The organism is Phascolarctobacterium sp. ET69 (genome assembly GCF_023336935.1).
In the GTDB taxonomy this organism is placed as follows: Bacteria; Bacillota; Negativicutes; order Acidaminococcales; family Acidaminococcaceae; genus Fusicatenibacter_A; species Fusicatenibacter_A intestinipullorum.
This window is the reverse complement of record NZ_JAMBLR010000003.1, coordinates 256,180-272,348: the sequence shown is the minus strand read 5'-3', so window position 1 is coordinate 272,348 and position 16,169 is coordinate 256,180. Positions and strand designations below refer to the sequence as shown.

Here is a 16,169-nt window from a genome sequence, read left to right as displayed (position 1 = left end):
AGCCCTTATTACATCAGGCTGTTAATTTTTTCTGCGGTTTCGTGCAGAGCCTGTGCAGCGCTTTCTTTGCCGCTCAGGATAATGTCGCGGGCGTCGATGAGAAGCTGTTCAGCCTGTAAGCCGTTAGCGCCGGGGAAGCTTGCCCAAGGTACAAGGTTAGGCATTAAGGAAAGTGCAACCTGCACGTTTTTGTTGGTGTCAACCAGTTTCTTGAAGCCGTTGGGGTCGTTTTCTACGCCTTTACGCGGCGGCAGGTAACCGGTGCCGGTACTCCATTTCAGCAGTGCTTCCGGAGATTCCAGATATTTAATGAATTCAACGGCTGCTGCTTTTTTAGCATCGTCGTTGCTGAAAATCATCAAGAAGTTGCCGCCTGCCGGAACTTTCAGCTCTTTGCCTTCAAATTTCGGGAACGGAGCAGCCATTACTTCAAACTTAGCGCTCTTTTCAAAGTTGGCGCGTTTGCCGATAGTTGTGCAAACCATGCCGAGCTTGCCGCTGAGATAAGCCTGGAAGCCTTCTTCGTTGGTAGCATGCAGGCCGGTGCCTTCCTGTACCATGTCAGCCAGCAGCTGATATGCTTCGGCAGCTTCCGGGGTATCGAAGCCTGCCAAGGTTTTGCCGTTTTCTTTCTTCAGCATGCTGCCGCCGTTGGATTCGATGATAGCCTGCTGAGTCCAGTTATCGGCATATTCCTGCATAAAGAAGCCCATGTTGCCGGTGTTGTCTTTAATCTGTTTCGCAGCCGCTTTAACTTCGTCCCAGGTTTTGGGCGGGTTAGCGGGGTCAAGCCCTGCTGCTTTAAAAATTTCCGGGTTGTAGTACAGCACCGGCACACTGATGGAGTACGGCACGCCAATCTGTTTGCCGTCGTCGGTCTGCGCCAGCGCCAGTACGTTAGGCAGGAAGTTGTCTTTTAAGAAGTTCGGGTCTTTGGCGCTTTCAAAGGATTGGTTGATGTCCTGGTATTTCAGGTTTTCGGCAGCATAGTTAAGGTAGGACCAGCCCATCTGCACTACGTCCGGATTTTTGCCGGAAGCAATGGCTGCCTGCAGGTTTTGGGTAAGACCTTTATACATATCAGGGTTGTATTTTTCAACTACTTCAATATCGGGATGTTTTTCGTTAAAATCTTTTACAAGTTCTTTAACGGTCTGGCCGCCGAAGCTTTCAGACGCTACATGCCAATATTCAATTTGTACTTTTTTGCCGCTGGTACTGTCGGCAGATTTGTTATCGCCGCCGCAGCCGGCAAAGAATGCGGTACACATGGTTGCCAGCAGAACACCGGCAATTTTTTTCTTTAAACTCATTATTAGAACCTCCGTGATTTTGATTTTCTTCATTTTAACATTAAAATTTAAAATGCAATGTGTTCATCAGGTTAAGTATTGGTTAAAAAACTTTAAATTTCATTAAGAAATTGTTAATTATGTAAAATTTTCTACACAATAAATTCACACTCCGCCGCTATGATAAAGTTGACACCGGCACAGAGTTTTCGTTAAAATATAGTTAATATAATTAAGGAGGTTAACTTACACAATGAATAAAAACTTAATGATTGTTATCGCCGCACTGCTCGTTATTTTCGGGCTTGTAATGAGCGGTTACAACAACCTTGTAGGCATGAATGAAAACATCAACGGCAAATGGTCGCAGATTGAAAACCAGCTGCAGCGCCGCAACGATTTAATCCCCAACCTTGTTAATACCGTTAAAGGTTATGCTGCACACGAAAGCGATGTGTTTAAAGCTGTTGCCGACGCGCGCGCCAAACTTGGCGGAGCCAAAACCGTGCAGGAAGCAAGCCAGGCTGACGGCGAACTTTCCGGCGCACTGAGCCGCCTGTTAATGGTAGCCGAAAACTATCCGCAGCTTAAGGCCAATGCCAACTTTACGCAGCTGCAGGATGAACTGGCAGGCACCGAAAACCGCATTGCCGTATCCCGCCAGGATTACAACAACGCCGTGCAGGAATTCAACGCCAGCATCAAACAGTTCCCAACCGTATTGTATGCAGGCATTTTGGGCTTCAGCCAGCGCGATTACTTTGAAGTGCCCGAAAGCGCCAAAGCAGTGCCGCAGGTACAATTTTAAAATGCGTTAAGGATTTAAACCATGATTAAGCATTTTTTACTTCTGCTTCTGGTACTGGCACAAACCCTTTATGCCGCAGCAGGGCTGGAAGCAGCGGAAATACCGCCTAAACCGCAGGCAGGCAGCAATATATATGTGCAGGACTACGCTGATGTTATTTCACCGGCTTCCGAAAAAATAATTTATTCTATCGGCCGTGAGCTTGACAGCAAAACAACGGCACAGGTTGCCGTGCTGACTGTGCCTACGCTTGACGGCGAGCCCATTGAAAGCTATGCGCTTAAAGTGCTGCGCGGCTGGGGCATCGGCAGCCGTGATAAAAATAACGGCGTGCTGATAGTTGTTGCCACACAGGACAGGCAAAGCCGTATTGAAGTTGGGTACGGACTGGAAGGCGCACTGCCTGACGGGCTTACCGGACGCTTGCAGGACGATACCATGCTGCCCTACTTTAAACAGGGACAGTACGATAAAGGCATTGTTAACGGCTATGCCGCAACTGCAGCGACAGTTGCCAAAGAATACAATGTTAAGCTGGAGGGAGTAAGCTATACCCCACCGACACCGAAGCAGAATGACAGCCTGCCGCTGTGGGCAGAACTTGCAATCGGCATCGGCATAGTGCTGCTTCTCGTAATAGATAACGTATTTTTGGGCGGCTTTATTACCCAAATGCTGATTCTATCAATCTTCCGGCGCGGAGGAGGCGGCGGCTTCGGCGGCGGAGGAGGTTTTGGAGGCGGCAGCGGCGGTGGCGGCGGCTCCTCCAGAAGATGGTAAGTAAATAAATAAGTAAAAAGTAAACGCACCATGTAAAAACATGGTGCGTTTTTAGTTTAAACAGCAAAAAAGCTGCGGCACAAATCGTGCCGCAGCTTTTAATTTAAGCTATCAACTTATTTGCCTTCAATGGCGATATACTTTTTAGCTTCAACGGCTTTCGGGTCTTTTTTAGGAATGCTCAGGCTCAAAATACCGTCTTCGTATTTAGCTTTAATATCTTCTTCGGTAACGGCGTTACCAACATAGAAGCTTCTTGTCATGCTGCCGCTGTAACGTTCACGGCGGATATAACGGCCTTTGTTATCTTTTTCGTCTTTATCAACGCCTTTAGCAGCCGAAACGGTAAGATAACCGTCTTCCAGATGAGCGCTGATTTCATCTTTTTTAAAGCCCGGCAGGTCAATATCAAGTTCATAACCTGTTTCGGTTTCTTTAACATCAGTTTTCATAAGGTTTTTGCTGTGTTTGCCATACAACGGGTTTCTGCCGCCGAAGAAGTTTCTTTCAAAAGCATCGTCCATAAAATCATCAAATAAGTTTTCTCCAAAAATGGTAGGTAACATCATAATAAAAGACTTCCTTTCAAAACTTGCAATTTATATCAGCAGCTTTAAAGGCTGTCGCTTCTGAACTTAAGGGTTCCGCCCCTTATCGGGGCCTTCCTTCGTTCTGAATATAATATACCACTTGTTGTTAGCACCGTCAATAGATGAGTGCTAAAATTTTAAAAAATTTTTTATCTTTTTTTATTTATAATTAAAAAACTGCCGTAAATTTCTTTACAGCAGTTTCTTACTATTCATTTTTGCAGCCTCCGGCTGTTTAGCCATATAGCAGCTGCCTGTATTACAAGCATGGCCGCAAGCACAACGCCCGGCAGTGCTGTTTTAAACAACAGCAGCCATCCGCAGGCAGCGCCAAAAGCCCATAACACGGCTGCCCAAAGAGCAGCTTTTTCATTTTGCCTGCACATTTTTTGCAGCCTTCTACTCAGCTTTATCGCCTCTGCCAGGTTTTCCGCATTGCCATCATTAAAAACAACGCTGCCTTCTTTAACGGCACCGGGGCTGTAAATATCTGCCCGCAAGGCTGTGCCGTCATCGCAACGCTTAATTACGGCAACAAATTCCCCGGTTCTGCAAAAGGTTTCGGCAAGTTCTTTCTGGTGTTCCGCACTAAGTTCCGCCACGGTTTTATCAAAACCAGCCTTACTGCCGATGTATTCTGCCCTGTGCTTAGTGCCGCTGCTGAACATAACCGTGCGCACGCCGAGTTTTTGCAGGCTCTGCAACGCCGGGGCAAGATTGGTATTGACTTTCTCTCCAACCGCTATAATCCCCTGCAAGTTTCTGCCGCAGGTTAAATAATAGGCAGTTTTGCCCTGTTTTTGCAGCTCTGCTTCATATTTGGCAAAAGCAGCAGGAACATCCGCCACAGTACGCACAAACGCCAATGTGCCCATGCGGATATTTTTACGGCTGCACTGAGCCGCAATGCCGCCCCGCAGCATTACAACGCCGCTGCATACAGGCAGGTTAAGCCCAGCTGCCGCATTTTTCAATACTTTGCGCAGCGGATGCCCGGCAGTTTCCGCAACGGATGCCGCCAACGCCAAAAGCTGCGCTTCACTGACAGCTGCCGTAATAATATCTGTTATTTCCACTCCGCTGCCACCGGCAAAACTTTCATCAAAAACTGCCATGCTTATTTTGCGGCTGTTATTTAATGTTTTTTTGTTTTCAAACGAATAATTTTTGTTTTGCGCATTCTGCAAGGCAAAATAATACGGCAGAGTATTACCCAGCATAAACGCACCTGCCCCGGCTGCCATAAGCACGCTGCTTAAAACCTGCCACGAAGCAGCCGCGCCAAGCCCGTAAAACCACCAGCTTAACGCCGCTGCAAGTGCAAGGGCAAATACTGCTGGCAGGACAAACGCCGCTGTTTTATCGGCTGTAATGCTGTCATCAGGCTCCGCGTCACTAAAAATTAAACGGTTTTGCTTAAAATAACAATTTACCAAAACAGTAAACAGTAAAACGGCAAGCGGTGCAAAACCTGCCGCTGCGGCACTGATAAATCCATGTACCGCATTTACGCTTACAATTACACTGCTGATTATTCCAATCACGCAGCAAACAAATACCAGCCCTTCCATTGCCGGTACGCCGCCGAACAAAGTTTTTCTGCCGCTTTGCAAAACAAGCTGCGAATAATAAACAAGCGGCAGCAGCAAAACAAACTGCACCGCCGCCAAGGCTGCCTTATAACGCCAGTCCGTAAGCGTTACAAAAAGCGGCACGGCAGCCAAAACGCATAAGGCCAGCGTCAGCAAAAGGCAAATATAAAGTTCTTTTTTGGTTAAATTTTTATTTGCAGCCATTTTCATCATGCCGTTTAACACTTACCTCTATTTTCATTAAATAATCATCGGCATAACGCTCCGATAAATAATTGGTTATATCATTCTGATAAATACTGCCGTTTGGTTCATAGCCAAGTTCATGCAGCTCGCAGCAAAACTTGCGGTATTCCTCCTGCAAGGCATAGTATGATGAACGTATATATTTAACGGCATAGCATCCTGCCGGTTTAACGTGCAAATAGCGGCTTTTTGCTTTTTTATCAACCCGCGAGGAGAACCATCCCGTAGCAAAACTGCCGTTTACAATATTTTCGTAAGGAATTATCTCCCCAGTAACAAAATCATCATACGCATTATGCTTTGTACAGTAATCCCATAAACGCGAAACAACAGCAAATAATTCTTTTTCACTGTTATTTTTTGGTCTGTCGCTAATTATAAAATATTCTTCTCCGGCGTCTTCAATGCTTATGGTATTTTCCTGCACATCAAACGCTTCTTTTGTCATTTTTAATGTATTGCGCAAAAGGCGGCGGCGGCGCGTCAGCACCTCAATTTTCTGCTTCAGCAGCTTGTCCTGCTCTTTTAAAAGCTCCATAAAGGCATCGGCATCGCGCTCATCCATGTAATTTTTTATTTCTTCCAGCGAAAGCCCCACTTCTTTTAAAGTAGTTATAAGGTCAAACATATAAATCTGGTTCAGCGAATAATAGCGGTAACCGTTCGCCGCTGTTTTTACCGGTTTTAAAAGCCCAATATCATCATAATGGAATAAAGTATCTTTGGTTGTATTGCAAAAGGCGGCAAATTCGCCCGTTTTTAAAAGCCTCTGCGAAATTTTTAAAACCCCCTTGACTATGGTGCTGCACCATACTTTACTATTATTATAGCGGCAAAATTACTTTGCTGCAAGTGAAAGGGTGAATTATCATGAAACATGTTTATATGCTGTTTGCGGCCATTGCACTGGAAGTTACAGGCACAACTTTTATGAAGTTTTCCGTTATGCACGAATGGCTTATCGGTTATCCGGTAATGCTTTTATTAATGGGCTTTTCGTACTTCTGCCTCAGCAAGGCAGTAAAAAAAATACCCATCAGCGTTGCCTACGCAGTTTGGGAAGGCATTGGCCTTATGGGCACCGCCTTTATTGCCTGGATTATTTTTAACGAAGCAATGCCGCCGCAAAAGCTTTTTGCTTTTGCAATTATACTAATAGGGCTGACAATGGTTAAAAACGGCACAGCCCGCACTGGGAGTGAATAAAAATGGCTTATACAACCGGCATTATATACTTATTGCTTGCTGTTGCAACTGACGTTATCGCTAATATTTTTCTTAAAAAATCAAATGGTTTCCACAACAAAAAATACGGGTTTGCTTCGCTTGCCCTTATCGGCGTTGCCTTTTTGCTTATGGCACAAGCGCTGGTAACGCTGGACTTAAGCATAGCTTACGCCGTCTGGGGCGCACTGGGCATACTATTAACCACTTGCGTGGATAAAGCCTTTTTCGGCCTGCGGATTAAACCGCTCGGTTTTGCAGGCATTGCCACCATGATCAGCGGCATCGTGCTTTTAAAAATGGTATAACAACCCCCTCTCTGCTCTGCCAGAGCAGTTGCCCTCAAAGTTTAAGCTTTGGGGGCTTTTTTTATAATTTTCATATAAAATTTTAAACTTACTTAATGCAAAACGCATAAAACTATGATACAATGAGTAATATAGAATTATTATTGATTACGAAAGGGTGGTAACGTATGAAAAAATCCTTATTAACTCTCGCACTCGCCTTTGGCCTTGTTGCTGCACCTTTTACTACCGATATTTTAAGCAGCACCGCCGAAGCAAAACCGCTGCCGCCGCGCCCTGCTGCACGCGAAGGGCTTGTGCCGCATCAGGTACGCATTGATAACGAAATTGATTCCATCAGCGCGCGCTTTGGCGTAGCCGAAAGCACCGTGAAAAAATTTTACAACCAGGGCTGGGGCTTTAAAGAACTGCGCCACGCCGCCTTTTTAAGCTATGCCACCGGCAAGGACATGGGCGCCGTACTTGATTTGAAAACCGAATACAACAGATGGCCGCGCGTTGAATATATGCTGGGGCTGACCCCTAACGACATTAAAGCCGCGCACGATAAAAACGATGCCGAATATTTAAGCACCGTGCTTGGCGTTGACACCGCCGTAAGCCTGCCGCTGTTTGAACAGAACTTTGGCATGGGCGACGTTGCCCACGCAGTGCTGATGGCTAAATATTGCAGCAGCACCCCAGCGCAGATTGTTGAAATGCACAACCCGCCCGCAACTGATTGGGACGCCGTTGCCACGCAGCTTGGCATTACCGAAGACCAGATGTACCAGGTACGTTTGGAAATGGAAAAACTAAGACCTTGATATAAAGTTGTAAATAAATTATTATAAAAAACCATCGGATAATGAACTGCACCCTAAAAGTTAGACAAAAACTTTTGGAGGTGCAGTTTTTTCATGACTAAATACTCAGACGAATTTAAAATTAAAGCAGTACAAATGGTTTTAGACGGTAATGCCATAAAATATGTTTGCAGAATATTGGCAATACCAGACAGCCGTCCCTTACGTGACTGGCTCGCCCACTACAAACACGGCGGCTTTAACCAGCTCCTTCATAAAAACCGTTCATATTCCCCAGATTTTAAACAAAAAGTCCTTGAGCACCGCTGGCAGCATGGGTTATCATTAAAGGAAACGGCAGCCCTTTTTGCTATCCCCAATAATTCAACTATCCATCAATGGGAAAAACAATACCTTGCCTACGGTAAATCAGGACTGCTGCCTAAAAAGAAAGGCAGGCCGTCAATGAAATATAAACCTAAAAAGCGCAAACAGAAACCTGAACCTACTTATCTTGAACAGCTGGAAGCAGAAAATGCTTTTCTTAAAATGGAGAACGCCTTCTTAAAAAAGTACAACGCCTTGATTCAGCAGGAAGAGGAAGAAGAAAGACGCAAAAGACAGCGTTAATAATCTCTGAATTAAGGGCAGAATATCCTCTGAAAAAGTTATTGGAATATACAGGCATGGCTAAAAGCACTTACTATGCCGCTATGAAAAGCATAAATCAAGGCGATAAGTATAGTGAGCTGAAAGAAGCAATAAAACGTATCTGCACAGATAACAAAGGCAGGTACGGCTACAGGCGCGTAACCTTAGAGATTAGAAGAAAAGGTTTTAAAGTAAACCATAAGGTAGTAATGAAGCTGATGAAGCAAACCGGTCTAACCTGCAAAGTAAGATTAAAGAAATATAAATCATATAGAGGTGAACATGGGAAAGCTGCGCCTAATATTCTGCAAAGAAATTTCAAGGCAGACAAGCCAAATAAGAAATGGTCAACAGATATAACAGAGTTTTCGTTATTTGGCAGGAAGTTGTACCTGTCGCCGATTATAGACCTGTATAACGGTGAGATAATAAGCTATAAAGTTTCAGAGCGTCCTGTATTAAAACAGGTAACGGATATGGTAAAAGAAGCTGTCACGCGTATAGGAAAAACAGACAGCTTAATACTGCATAGTGACCAGGGATGGCAATATCAGCATAAGGCATATCGAAAGATATTAAAAGAAAATGGCATAATCCAAAGCATGTCAAGGAAAGGAAACTGTTTGGATAATGCCGTAATAGAGAATTTCTTTGGGCTGCTGAAGTCAGAATTATTCTATTTTGAGAAGTTTAAGTCAATAGAAGATTTTAAAGAGAAGTTAGATGAATATATAGATTATTACAATAACCGGAGGATAAAGGCAAAGTTAAAAGGACTCAGCCCGGTAGAATACCGAACCAAGTCCTTAAGAACAGCTTAATTATTTTGTCCAACTTTTTGGGTGCATATCACTTAAAACCTTCTCCTTTTGTTTTTGGTTTTTATTCTTCTTTTTTGTTTTTATAAACAAAGTAATAGAACGGCACGGCAATTACGGCTGCGCCAAGGCCCATAATCAGCTGCTGGGGCTTAGCCTGTGCCAGAAGCCATAAACTGGTAAGCACGGCAATAACCGGAATAACAGGGCCAAACGGAATTTTAAACGCACGCGGCACATCCGGCATTTTTTTGCGGAATACCGGTATGGAAAGGCAGGTTGGAATATACTGCGAAAAACGCGATACCACGCTGATGGAAGCAAGGAATGTAAAGCTGCCGGTATAGGCAATTAAAAGCGCGATAACGGTAGAAGCAATTATGCACCAGTAAGGAGCGTTAAAGCGGTTGCGCTTCGTCATAGCGGCAGGCAGCATGCCTTTTTCTGCCAAAGCAAGGCAGCTGTACGGAGTAACAAAAGACGAACTAATGCACAGCGCGCCGATAGAAACCAGCGTGCCGGAAGCAACAATGCCCACACCGAAACTGCCTGCAATACGCCCGAAAGCTTCCTGCACGGGAACCGTTGTATTGGCAAGGTCATAACCCATTATGCCGATAGCGCAGGCCAGAAGCATAAAATAAATTGCTGCTACAATACAGATAACAACCAAAATGGCTTTCGGCAAATTCTTTTGCGGGTTTTCCATTTCGGAAGCGGCAACGGCGATACTTTCAAAGCCCGTAAAAGTAAAGAACAGCATTACAGCCGCCGTGCCGAAGCTGCCGGGAGTGTATTCACCGCCGGGGAACAGCGGCGTAAAATTGGCGCTGTCGATAAAGAAAACGCCCATGCCGATGAACAATACAAACGGCAGAATTTTGGCAACGGTTGCCATATTCTGGATAACCTTAAACAGCTGCACGCCAAACAGGTTCATAACTGCCAGCAGTGCAAAAATTACGGTTACAATAATGTTTTTCATTAGCGGCGTGCTTAACTCCGGCATAATGCCGCCCAAAGCAGTAGCAAAGCCAACACCCATGGTAGAAAATGCAATAATGCGGGTAATCCACGTTAAAAAGCCAACCTCGTAGCCGATAAAATTGCCAAAAGCCTCTTTGGCATAAATGTACGGACCGCCGTTATCTTTAAACAGACCGCTGGCTTCGGCAAAGCAAAAAGTCATTGCCAATACCAGCAGCATATCAAACAAAAGTACGCCAAGGCTTGCCGGGCCGATAATGCTCATGGCGTTGTTAGGCAAAAGAAAAATGCCCGAGCCGATAATGCTGTTAATACCGAAAAGCACTATCGTCCAAAAGCCCATTTTACCTTTACTCATAGTAACTTCTCCCTTATTTTAAATTAAACTTTATTTTTTAGATGCGGCAACCCTGTCGATAAAACCGGCAAAAATTCTGCGCATTTCCGGGTGCTCCTGCCACATATTTTCCGGATGCCACTGTACGGCAACAATCTGGCTGCCTTCGGCGCTTTCAATTGCTTCAATAACTCCGTCCGGAGCTTTGGCCGTAACTTTTAAGCCTTCGCCAACTTTTTTAATGCCCTGATGATGGCGGGAATTTACATACGCTTTGCCGCCCAGCGCTTCATACAGGCAGCTGCCTTCTTCCACCGTTACGTAGTGAGTAGGATAGCAGCCGTTTGCACCCTGCGAATGGCGGATATAAGCATCAGGGTTCTGCGTTGCCAAATCCTGATATACGCTGCCGCCCATCATAATATTAATAAACTGGCAGCCGCGGCAGATGCCGAAAATAGGCTTGCCTGCCTTGTAAAAGGCTTTAAAAATTTCTGCTTCGAACACATCGCGTTTGTAATTGGTCATACCGATATGCATCCATGGTTCTTCGCCGAAAAACGAAGGGTCGGCATCCGGCCCGCCGGGAATAATCAGCGCGTCAAACATTTCTGCATAATCTTCGCCTTTAGCACCCGGAACATCCGGCAGCACAATGGGCAGCGCGCCCAGCTCGTTAATAATATCAACCAGCCCGCGTGCGGTAAACGGCGCGCGCACAAGGTTAGTTACATCACTGGCGTACGGGTAAGTATCGGCAGTAATGGCAATACGTAATTTAGACATATAAACCTCCTGAAATTAAAACATTTTGCTGAAACAATAATTACAGCAGAAACTATTATACCGCAAAATTATAAAAAATTGAATTTAATAGTTAAAAATTTTTAACTAAAGTTCTGCTCACTGCACATATTTTATAAAAATTTACTACAAAAATAAAAGACCCTTCGGGCATCTGCCTAAAGGGTCTTAATTTTTAACTGGCGGAGTGGCAGGGATTTGAACCCTGGCGGGAGTTGCCCCCCCTAACGATTTAGCAAACCGTCCTCTTCAGCCACTTGAGTACCACTCCAATTGACTTACTTAATTAGTATACACTATGTTTTGCTGTTTGGCAAGTATTTAAAGCAACAATTTTAAATTTTTTCTGCGTTTCTGCACGGCCGCTCGTATTCCACATCGCCGTTGGACAGCGCCCACAGGTAAAAACTGGCTACCGAAGCATACGGGCTGTAACGTTTATGGTACTTTTCTGCCAGCGCCGGGGTTATTTTTTTATGCCCGTACAGCCTTTTAAGCCCGTTCTGAATGGCTGCATCGCCAAAACTCAATATATTTTTGCGCCCCAGCGAAAAAATCAGCTGCATCTCCGCCGTCCATTTGCCGATGCCATCCAGTTTTACCAGTTCTGCAATAACTTCTTCATCAGCCATAGCCGCAAAAGCGCCAAAATCAATTTCGCCATTAAGCACTTTTTGCGCCAGTTGTTTAATATACACAGCCTTGCGCCCGGATAACCCGCAGCTGCGCAGCTGTTCCTCCGTTACTGCGTCAATTGCCTGCGGCGTAACAACACCGCCCAGCAATTCCGTAAAGCGCCGCCATACGCTTGCTTTGGCGTGGCGCGATATTTGCTGTCCCGCAATGGAATTAACAAGCGATACGAAAATATCGGGGTATAATTCTCTTTGAATGACCCCGGCTTTTTCGATAACGGCAGCCAGACGCTTGTCTTTCTTTTTTAAATAATTCAGTTCTTTTTCGCCGTATTCAAAATAAAGCATAGCGCTCCCATAATAAAAAACGCGCCTTAAAAGGCGCGGTAAAATCGTGGCGGAGAGGGTGGGATTCGAACCCACGGAGGCTTGCACCTCGCTGGTTTTCAAGACCAGAGCCTTAAACCACTCGACCACCTCTCCCTGCTAATTTTTTATTATATGATAAATGTGCTTATCAGTCAAGCGTCATTACTTTAAAATTTCATCAGTGCGCGCCAGCACAAAGGCTTCTGTTTCCAGTGCTTTGGCCTCCAGCGTCTGCATTTTGGCCGCTGCCTGCTCCACATAAGCGGCGTCTTTAATAAGCCCAAGGTTAATTTTTACGTTATACAAGGCGCTGCGCAGCGCTGCTCTTGCCACAATAGCCGATACCGTTCCGTCGCTGATGGCATTGGGGTTGCCGATTACAATAATTCTGCGGGCCAAGAGCAGTACCTCCATACTCTTTTCGGCAATCTGCATGGGAACATCAGCCGCCGCAACCGCAGCCTGCTGTATTGCAGCCGTACGCGCCGCTTTTTCTTCATCCGTTGTTTTGGGCATTTTATACGCTGCCATAAATTTGCCGAATACAGCCGCATCATCATCTGCAAGCGCCGTCAATTCTTCACGCAGTTTACCGGCAGCGACAATAATCTGTGCAGTTTGCTGCTCATTTTCTTCGCTGCCTGCTTTGCCCACAGTTAAATTGGCAAGCATGGCCGTAAGCGCCGCCGCAACAGCCCCGCAAAGTGCCGAAGCCGCACCGCCGCCCGGTGTCGGCGCTTTTGACGCCAGTTCTTCCAAAAAAGTTCCGCAAGTTATAGTGCTTAAATTTTCCATATTAACCTCCCGTTACTTTAAAATCAAACGCTTATTATTATAATCAAAATTTATTTGCCATGCCTTTTTCAGCGCCGTGCTTAAAACATCAAGGTCCTTGCCGCTTTCGCGGATAATTTCCGCCCCTTTTACAGATGTATAACCGTCTCCGCCGGAAAGCAGAAAATCATTAACAGCAGCGCTGTAATATCTCTCATGGTTCAGTATACTGCCGTCTGCTAACTGCGCAGATATTAACCTTTCCCCTTCCGGCGCAGTTAAATCTGCCGTTACGGTAAGCCCGGCAAAACGCACCCTGGCAATTTCCTTACTGCCCAGCCCGTGCTCCAAAGCTTTTAAAATATCGCTGCCGCGCAGCCTCAAAACATATAAGGTATTGTTAAACGGAAAAATCTGTTTCAGCTCTCTCAGCGTAACATTGCCCGCAGGCAGATTGGAGCGGATTGCCCCGCCGTTATAAAGAGTTATGTCCGTTTGCAGTTCGCTGTTAATTAAATCCATAAAATAATCAGCCAGCGGCGATTCACCGTACTTTTCGTTAGCAAGATACTGCGTATTATAAGCCAGCACCTTGCTGTAAACAGCATCGACGCGTTCAAAATACGGCTGTAAAAAAGCTGCTGCTTTGCTGTCGCGTTCTTGTGTTAAAGCGCCGGTTTCATAAACATTGGCCTCAGCTTGTGTAATTTTGCCGGCATCCGCATCATAAAACAGCTTTATATGCCCTATTTGCCTGCCGTATTCACCTGCCTGCACTGCCGGAATGCCCTTATAAGAGCAGGCAAACACTGTATGGCTGTCGCCTGACGCCACAGCGTCAATGCCTTTCAGGTTATCCAGAACAGGCACTATTGCGCCTGTCAGCATGCCGTTTTCCATCTGCCCACCGATATGCGCCAAAAGCACAACTACCTGCACTCCGTTTCTGCGGAGTTGCGCGGCATATTTATTTGCCGCTTCTGCCGGAGAGGTAAGTTTCAGCCCTGCCACATGGTCAGGCTTTACTTTTTTAAACGCCTGCTCGTCAAGCACGCCTATAATGCCTGTTTTTATGCCATTGCGTTTAACCACGGCATACGGCGCAAACGGTGCGGGAATATTGCCGTTTGCATCTGTAATATTAGCCGCCAAAAGCGGAAAATCAGCGGCTTTGGCCTGACGCACAATAGCCGGGAAATTATAATCGAAAGCATGGTTGCCTGCACAATTTGCGGCAAACCTCATAATATTCATGGCTTCCACAGCGTTCAAACCGTCAAAGCTGTCTGCGTCGATGCTGCCGGACAGCATATCACCGCCGCCAACAATAAGCGTGCCTTTGGGATTGGCTGCCGTAAGTAAATTAAGCGCAGCAGCCAAACGCGCAGCGCCGGGCGCATTTTCTGCGGCACGCAGCCTGCCGTGCAAATCGTTAACGCTGTAAATATCTATCTGTATCGGCGCAGCCTCTGCCAAAAAGGCCGCACAGCACAGCAGCATTACAAAAAATAAATTTATAAGCCGTTTCATAATATCACCAACAAAATAATTCTGCCTGCATTATTCGCTGCCGCTTGGCAAAATACCTGCAAAAAAAGCAGGGCGTTAATCCCTGCTTTTATTTTGCTCCAGATATCTTTTTACAAGCACTGCCGCTGCATAACCGTCCAGCGGTTCCGGCGGCACACGCAGCCCTTCCGGCAGCAGCGCACGCCAACCGTGCGGCTTGTTAAGCTGCCAGTACAAAGTACGTGCCTGTTCCGTACTGTGTTTTTCGTCAATTTCTATTACCGGCACGGCAGTAAAAATCTGCGCCAGCACTTTATGCACCGGCTGCGTATTGGTACCGTTGCCGATAATTACCGCCTGCGGCAGCCCTTTATCGCTGCAAAGCAGGTTCAGTGCTTCCGCAAGTTTTTTTGTTTCCACCCATTCTGCGTTTAAAACTTCGCCCTGCGGCGTTACCTGCGCCACGCCGGTTTTAAAGCTGCCGGGGTCTATGCCAAGCAAAAAACCGTTATTCAGCATCTTCAACCTCTAAACGCAGCAGCACCGGGCCGGAGGTATAAATATCGCCGCGGGCATAAGCCTTAAGCATAACTTTGCCGCCAAGCGCCGCCATTTTTTCGCCGGTCTGCACCATAGTTCCCGCATCAAGGTTGCCTACCTTGCCGGTAAGCGGGTCGGGCATTACGCCGGCACTTACAGCCGTATGGTTAACGGAATTCAGGAACATCAAAATTTCACGGTCCAAACCGTATTTAATGCCGCTTACATCTATAACTTTGCTGTAAATCAGCTCGTTGTTTTTATATACACATTCGTTATGCACCAGTTCAATAGTGCAGATTGCAGGCTCACCGGCTATAATGTTTGCCACGGCGCGCAGCCTTACAAACACATTGCCGTCTGCCGCCTGAATTTCTTTTAAAGCCGCCTGGATAAGTTCATTAGGCAGCCATAAAACGCCTACCGGTTCTTCGCTGCGGATGCCCATGCGCTGCATGGCCGCTTCGTTAGCCGCGCTCAGGAACATTTCAAGCTGTTTGGTATTTTCAGCATCGGCAAGCTTGCTGCTTAAAACTCCTGCATAAATTACTTCGCCGCTGCGGTATACAACGTCGCCCTCACGCATGGCAACAATGCCGCGGCGCAGGCGTTCGGTAGTAGCCTCCAGCGAATTAACTTCTTTTTCAAGTGTTGCCTTCGATTCCGAAAGGCTGTTTACTTCCGCACGGGCACGCCCAAGCTCTTCGCGGCTGCTGTTAACCTCATTCTGGAGATGTGCTTTTTCGGCATTAATGGCCTCAATTTCTCCGTCAAGGTCCTGTATTTCCCTGTTGCGGTCAGCAAGGGCAGCACGGGCTTTATCCATTTCTTCCGCCGCTATGGCCTTTTCCCTGTTCAGGCTGCTCAGTTCGTCCTGCAAACGTTCCATGCCAAACATTGCCGTCCTGGCGCTGTCCGAAGATATTGCCATCACGATAATGGTCGTCGCCGCAATCAGCACGCCGGTAATTACCGTCATCAGCACCGAGGTATAGTACGGCCTCAGCCCGAAAACAGACAATTTTTTCTTACCTATTTTACTGCCCAGTTTATCGCCAATAAATGCAATCAGGCCGCCGACAACAGCCAGAATAATTATCAGGCGCAACCCAAACATAAA

Annotated in this window: 17 protein-coding genes and 2 tRNA genes; 6 read left to right on the top strand and 13 right to left on the bottom strand. The window is 46.2% G+C overall.

Going from position 1 to position 16,169, the window contains the following annotated elements; translation table 11 throughout:
• Positions 1-8: 8 nt before the first annotated feature.
• Positions 9-1,271, bottom strand: a complete 1,263-nt coding sequence (locus tag M3079_RS06495; protein ID WP_349293356.1) for an ABC transporter substrate-binding protein — start codon at positions 1,269-1,271, stop codon at positions 9-11.
• Positions 1,272-1,545: 274 nt separating this feature from the next.
• Here M3079_RS06495 and M3079_RS06490 point away from each other — a divergent pair, with 274 nt between their 5' ends.
• Both M3079_RS06490 and M3079_RS06485 read left to right on the top strand, forming a co-directional pair.
• Positions 1,546-2,100, top strand: a complete 555-nt coding sequence (locus tag M3079_RS06490; RefSeq protein ID WP_021715714.1) for a LemA family protein — start codon at positions 1,546-1,548, stop codon at positions 2,098-2,100.
• A gap of 21 nt (positions 2,101-2,121) precedes the next feature.
• Entirely contained in the window at positions 2,122-2,880 is a 759-nt protein-coding gene (locus tag M3079_RS06485) for a TPM domain-containing protein (RefSeq protein WP_249078100.1), read from the top strand.
• A 116-nt stretch (positions 2,881-2,996) separates the two neighbouring features.
• On the opposite strand, the gene M3079_RS06480 is transcribed toward M3079_RS06485, so the two are convergent.
• The 3 genes from M3079_RS06480 to M3079_RS06470 form a co-directional block, all read right to left on the bottom strand.
• Positions 2,997-3,449: an Hsp20/alpha crystallin family protein gene (locus M3079_RS06480; RefSeq protein ID WP_249078098.1), complete on the bottom strand. Its 453-nt coding sequence runs from the start codon at positions 3,447-3,449 to the stop codon at positions 2,997-2,999.
• Between the two features lie 233 nt (positions 3,450-3,682).
• A complete protein-coding gene (locus M3079_RS06475; RefSeq protein ID WP_249078096.1) occupies positions 3,683-5,275 on the bottom strand; it encodes an HAD family hydrolase in 1,593 nt (530 codons plus the stop codon).
• The gene (locus M3079_RS06470; RefSeq protein ID WP_249078219.1) at positions 5,253-6,086 is read right to left on the bottom strand and encodes a MerR family transcriptional regulator; all 834 of its coding nucleotides are present in this window, start codon (positions 6,084-6,086) and stop codon (positions 5,253-5,255) included. The genes M3079_RS06475 and M3079_RS06470 overlap by 23 nt, the downstream gene beginning before the upstream one ends.
• A gap of 92 nt (positions 6,087-6,178) precedes the next feature.
• Between M3079_RS06470 and M3079_RS06465 the strand changes: the two genes are divergently transcribed.
• The 4 genes from M3079_RS06465 to M3079_RS06450 all read left to right on the top strand — a co-directional run bounded on the left by M3079_RS06465 (position 6,179) and on the right by M3079_RS06450 (position 9,097).
• Entirely contained in the window at positions 6,179-6,514 is a 336-nt protein-coding gene (locus tag M3079_RS06465) for a multidrug efflux SMR transporter (protein WP_249078094.1), read from the top strand.
• Positions 6,515-6,516: 2 nt separating this feature from the next.
• The gene (locus M3079_RS06460) at positions 6,517-6,840 is read left to right on the top strand and encodes an SMR family transporter (protein WP_249078092.1); all 324 of its coding nucleotides are present in this window, start codon (positions 6,517-6,519) and stop codon (positions 6,838-6,840) included.
• Positions 6,841-7,007: 167 nt separating this feature from the next.
• Positions 7,008-7,646, top strand: coding sequence for a hypothetical protein (locus M3079_RS06455; RefSeq protein ID WP_249078090.1), 639 nt, complete (start codon positions 7,008-7,010; stop codon positions 7,644-7,646).
• Between the two features lie 93 nt (positions 7,647-7,739).
• Positions 7,740-9,097 (top strand): IS3 family transposase gene (locus M3079_RS06450; protein WP_249078088.1). Its coding sequence is split into 2 segments (ribosomal slippage): positions 7,740-8,237 and positions 8,240-9,097, totalling 1,356 coding nucleotides; the frame shifts between segments, so codons are not numbered across the junction.
• A 61-nt stretch (positions 9,098-9,158) separates the two neighbouring features.
• Here M3079_RS06450 and M3079_RS06445 read toward each other — a convergent pair.
• From M3079_RS06445 to M3079_RS06405, 9 genes are all read right to left on the bottom strand, one after another.
• On the bottom strand, positions 9,159-10,439 hold the full coding sequence (locus tag M3079_RS06445) for an APC family permease (protein WP_249078087.1): 1,281 nt from the start codon (positions 10,437-10,439) through the stop codon (positions 9,159-9,161).
• Positions 10,440-10,469: 30 nt separating this feature from the next.
• Entirely contained in the window at positions 10,470-11,204 is a 735-nt protein-coding gene (locus M3079_RS06440) for a gamma-glutamyl-gamma-aminobutyrate hydrolase family protein (RefSeq protein WP_249078085.1), read from the bottom strand.
• A gap of 198 nt (positions 11,205-11,402) precedes the next feature.
• Positions 11,403-11,493, bottom strand: a tRNA-Ser gene (locus M3079_RS06435).
• Between the two features lie 64 nt (positions 11,494-11,557).
• A complete protein-coding gene (locus tag M3079_RS06430; RefSeq protein WP_249078082.1) occupies positions 11,558-12,205 on the bottom strand; it encodes a DNA-3-methyladenine glycosylase in 648 nt (215 codons plus the stop codon).
• A 47-nt stretch (positions 12,206-12,252) separates the two neighbouring features.
• Positions 12,253-12,340: transfer RNA gene (locus M3079_RS06425), tRNA-Ser, on the bottom strand.
• A gap of 48 nt (positions 12,341-12,388) precedes the next feature.
• Positions 12,389-13,021 carry a cyclodeaminase/cyclohydrolase family protein gene (locus tag M3079_RS06420; RefSeq protein WP_249078081.1) on the bottom strand — a complete coding sequence of 211 codons (633 nt, stop codon included), beginning with the start codon at positions 13,019-13,021 and terminating at the stop codon, positions 12,389-12,391.
• A 12-nt stretch (positions 13,022-13,033) separates the two neighbouring features.
• A complete protein-coding gene (locus M3079_RS06415; RefSeq protein WP_249078079.1) occupies positions 13,034-14,530 on the bottom strand; it encodes a 5'-nucleotidase C-terminal domain-containing protein in 1,497 nt (498 codons plus the stop codon).
• A 75-nt stretch (positions 14,531-14,605) separates the two neighbouring features.
• Positions 14,606-15,028 (bottom strand): RuvX/YqgF family protein, encoded by a 423-nt coding sequence (locus M3079_RS06410; protein WP_249078077.1) that lies wholly within the window; start codon positions 15,026-15,028, stop codon positions 14,606-14,608.
• Positions 15,018-16,166 carry a DUF3084 domain-containing protein gene (locus M3079_RS06405; RefSeq protein WP_249078075.1) on the bottom strand — a complete coding sequence of 383 codons (1,149 nt, stop codon included), beginning with the start codon at positions 16,164-16,166 and terminating at the stop codon, positions 15,018-15,020. Before M3079_RS06405 ends, M3079_RS06410 begins: the two co-directional genes overlap by 11 nt.
• Positions 16,167-16,169 lie beyond the last annotated feature (3 nt).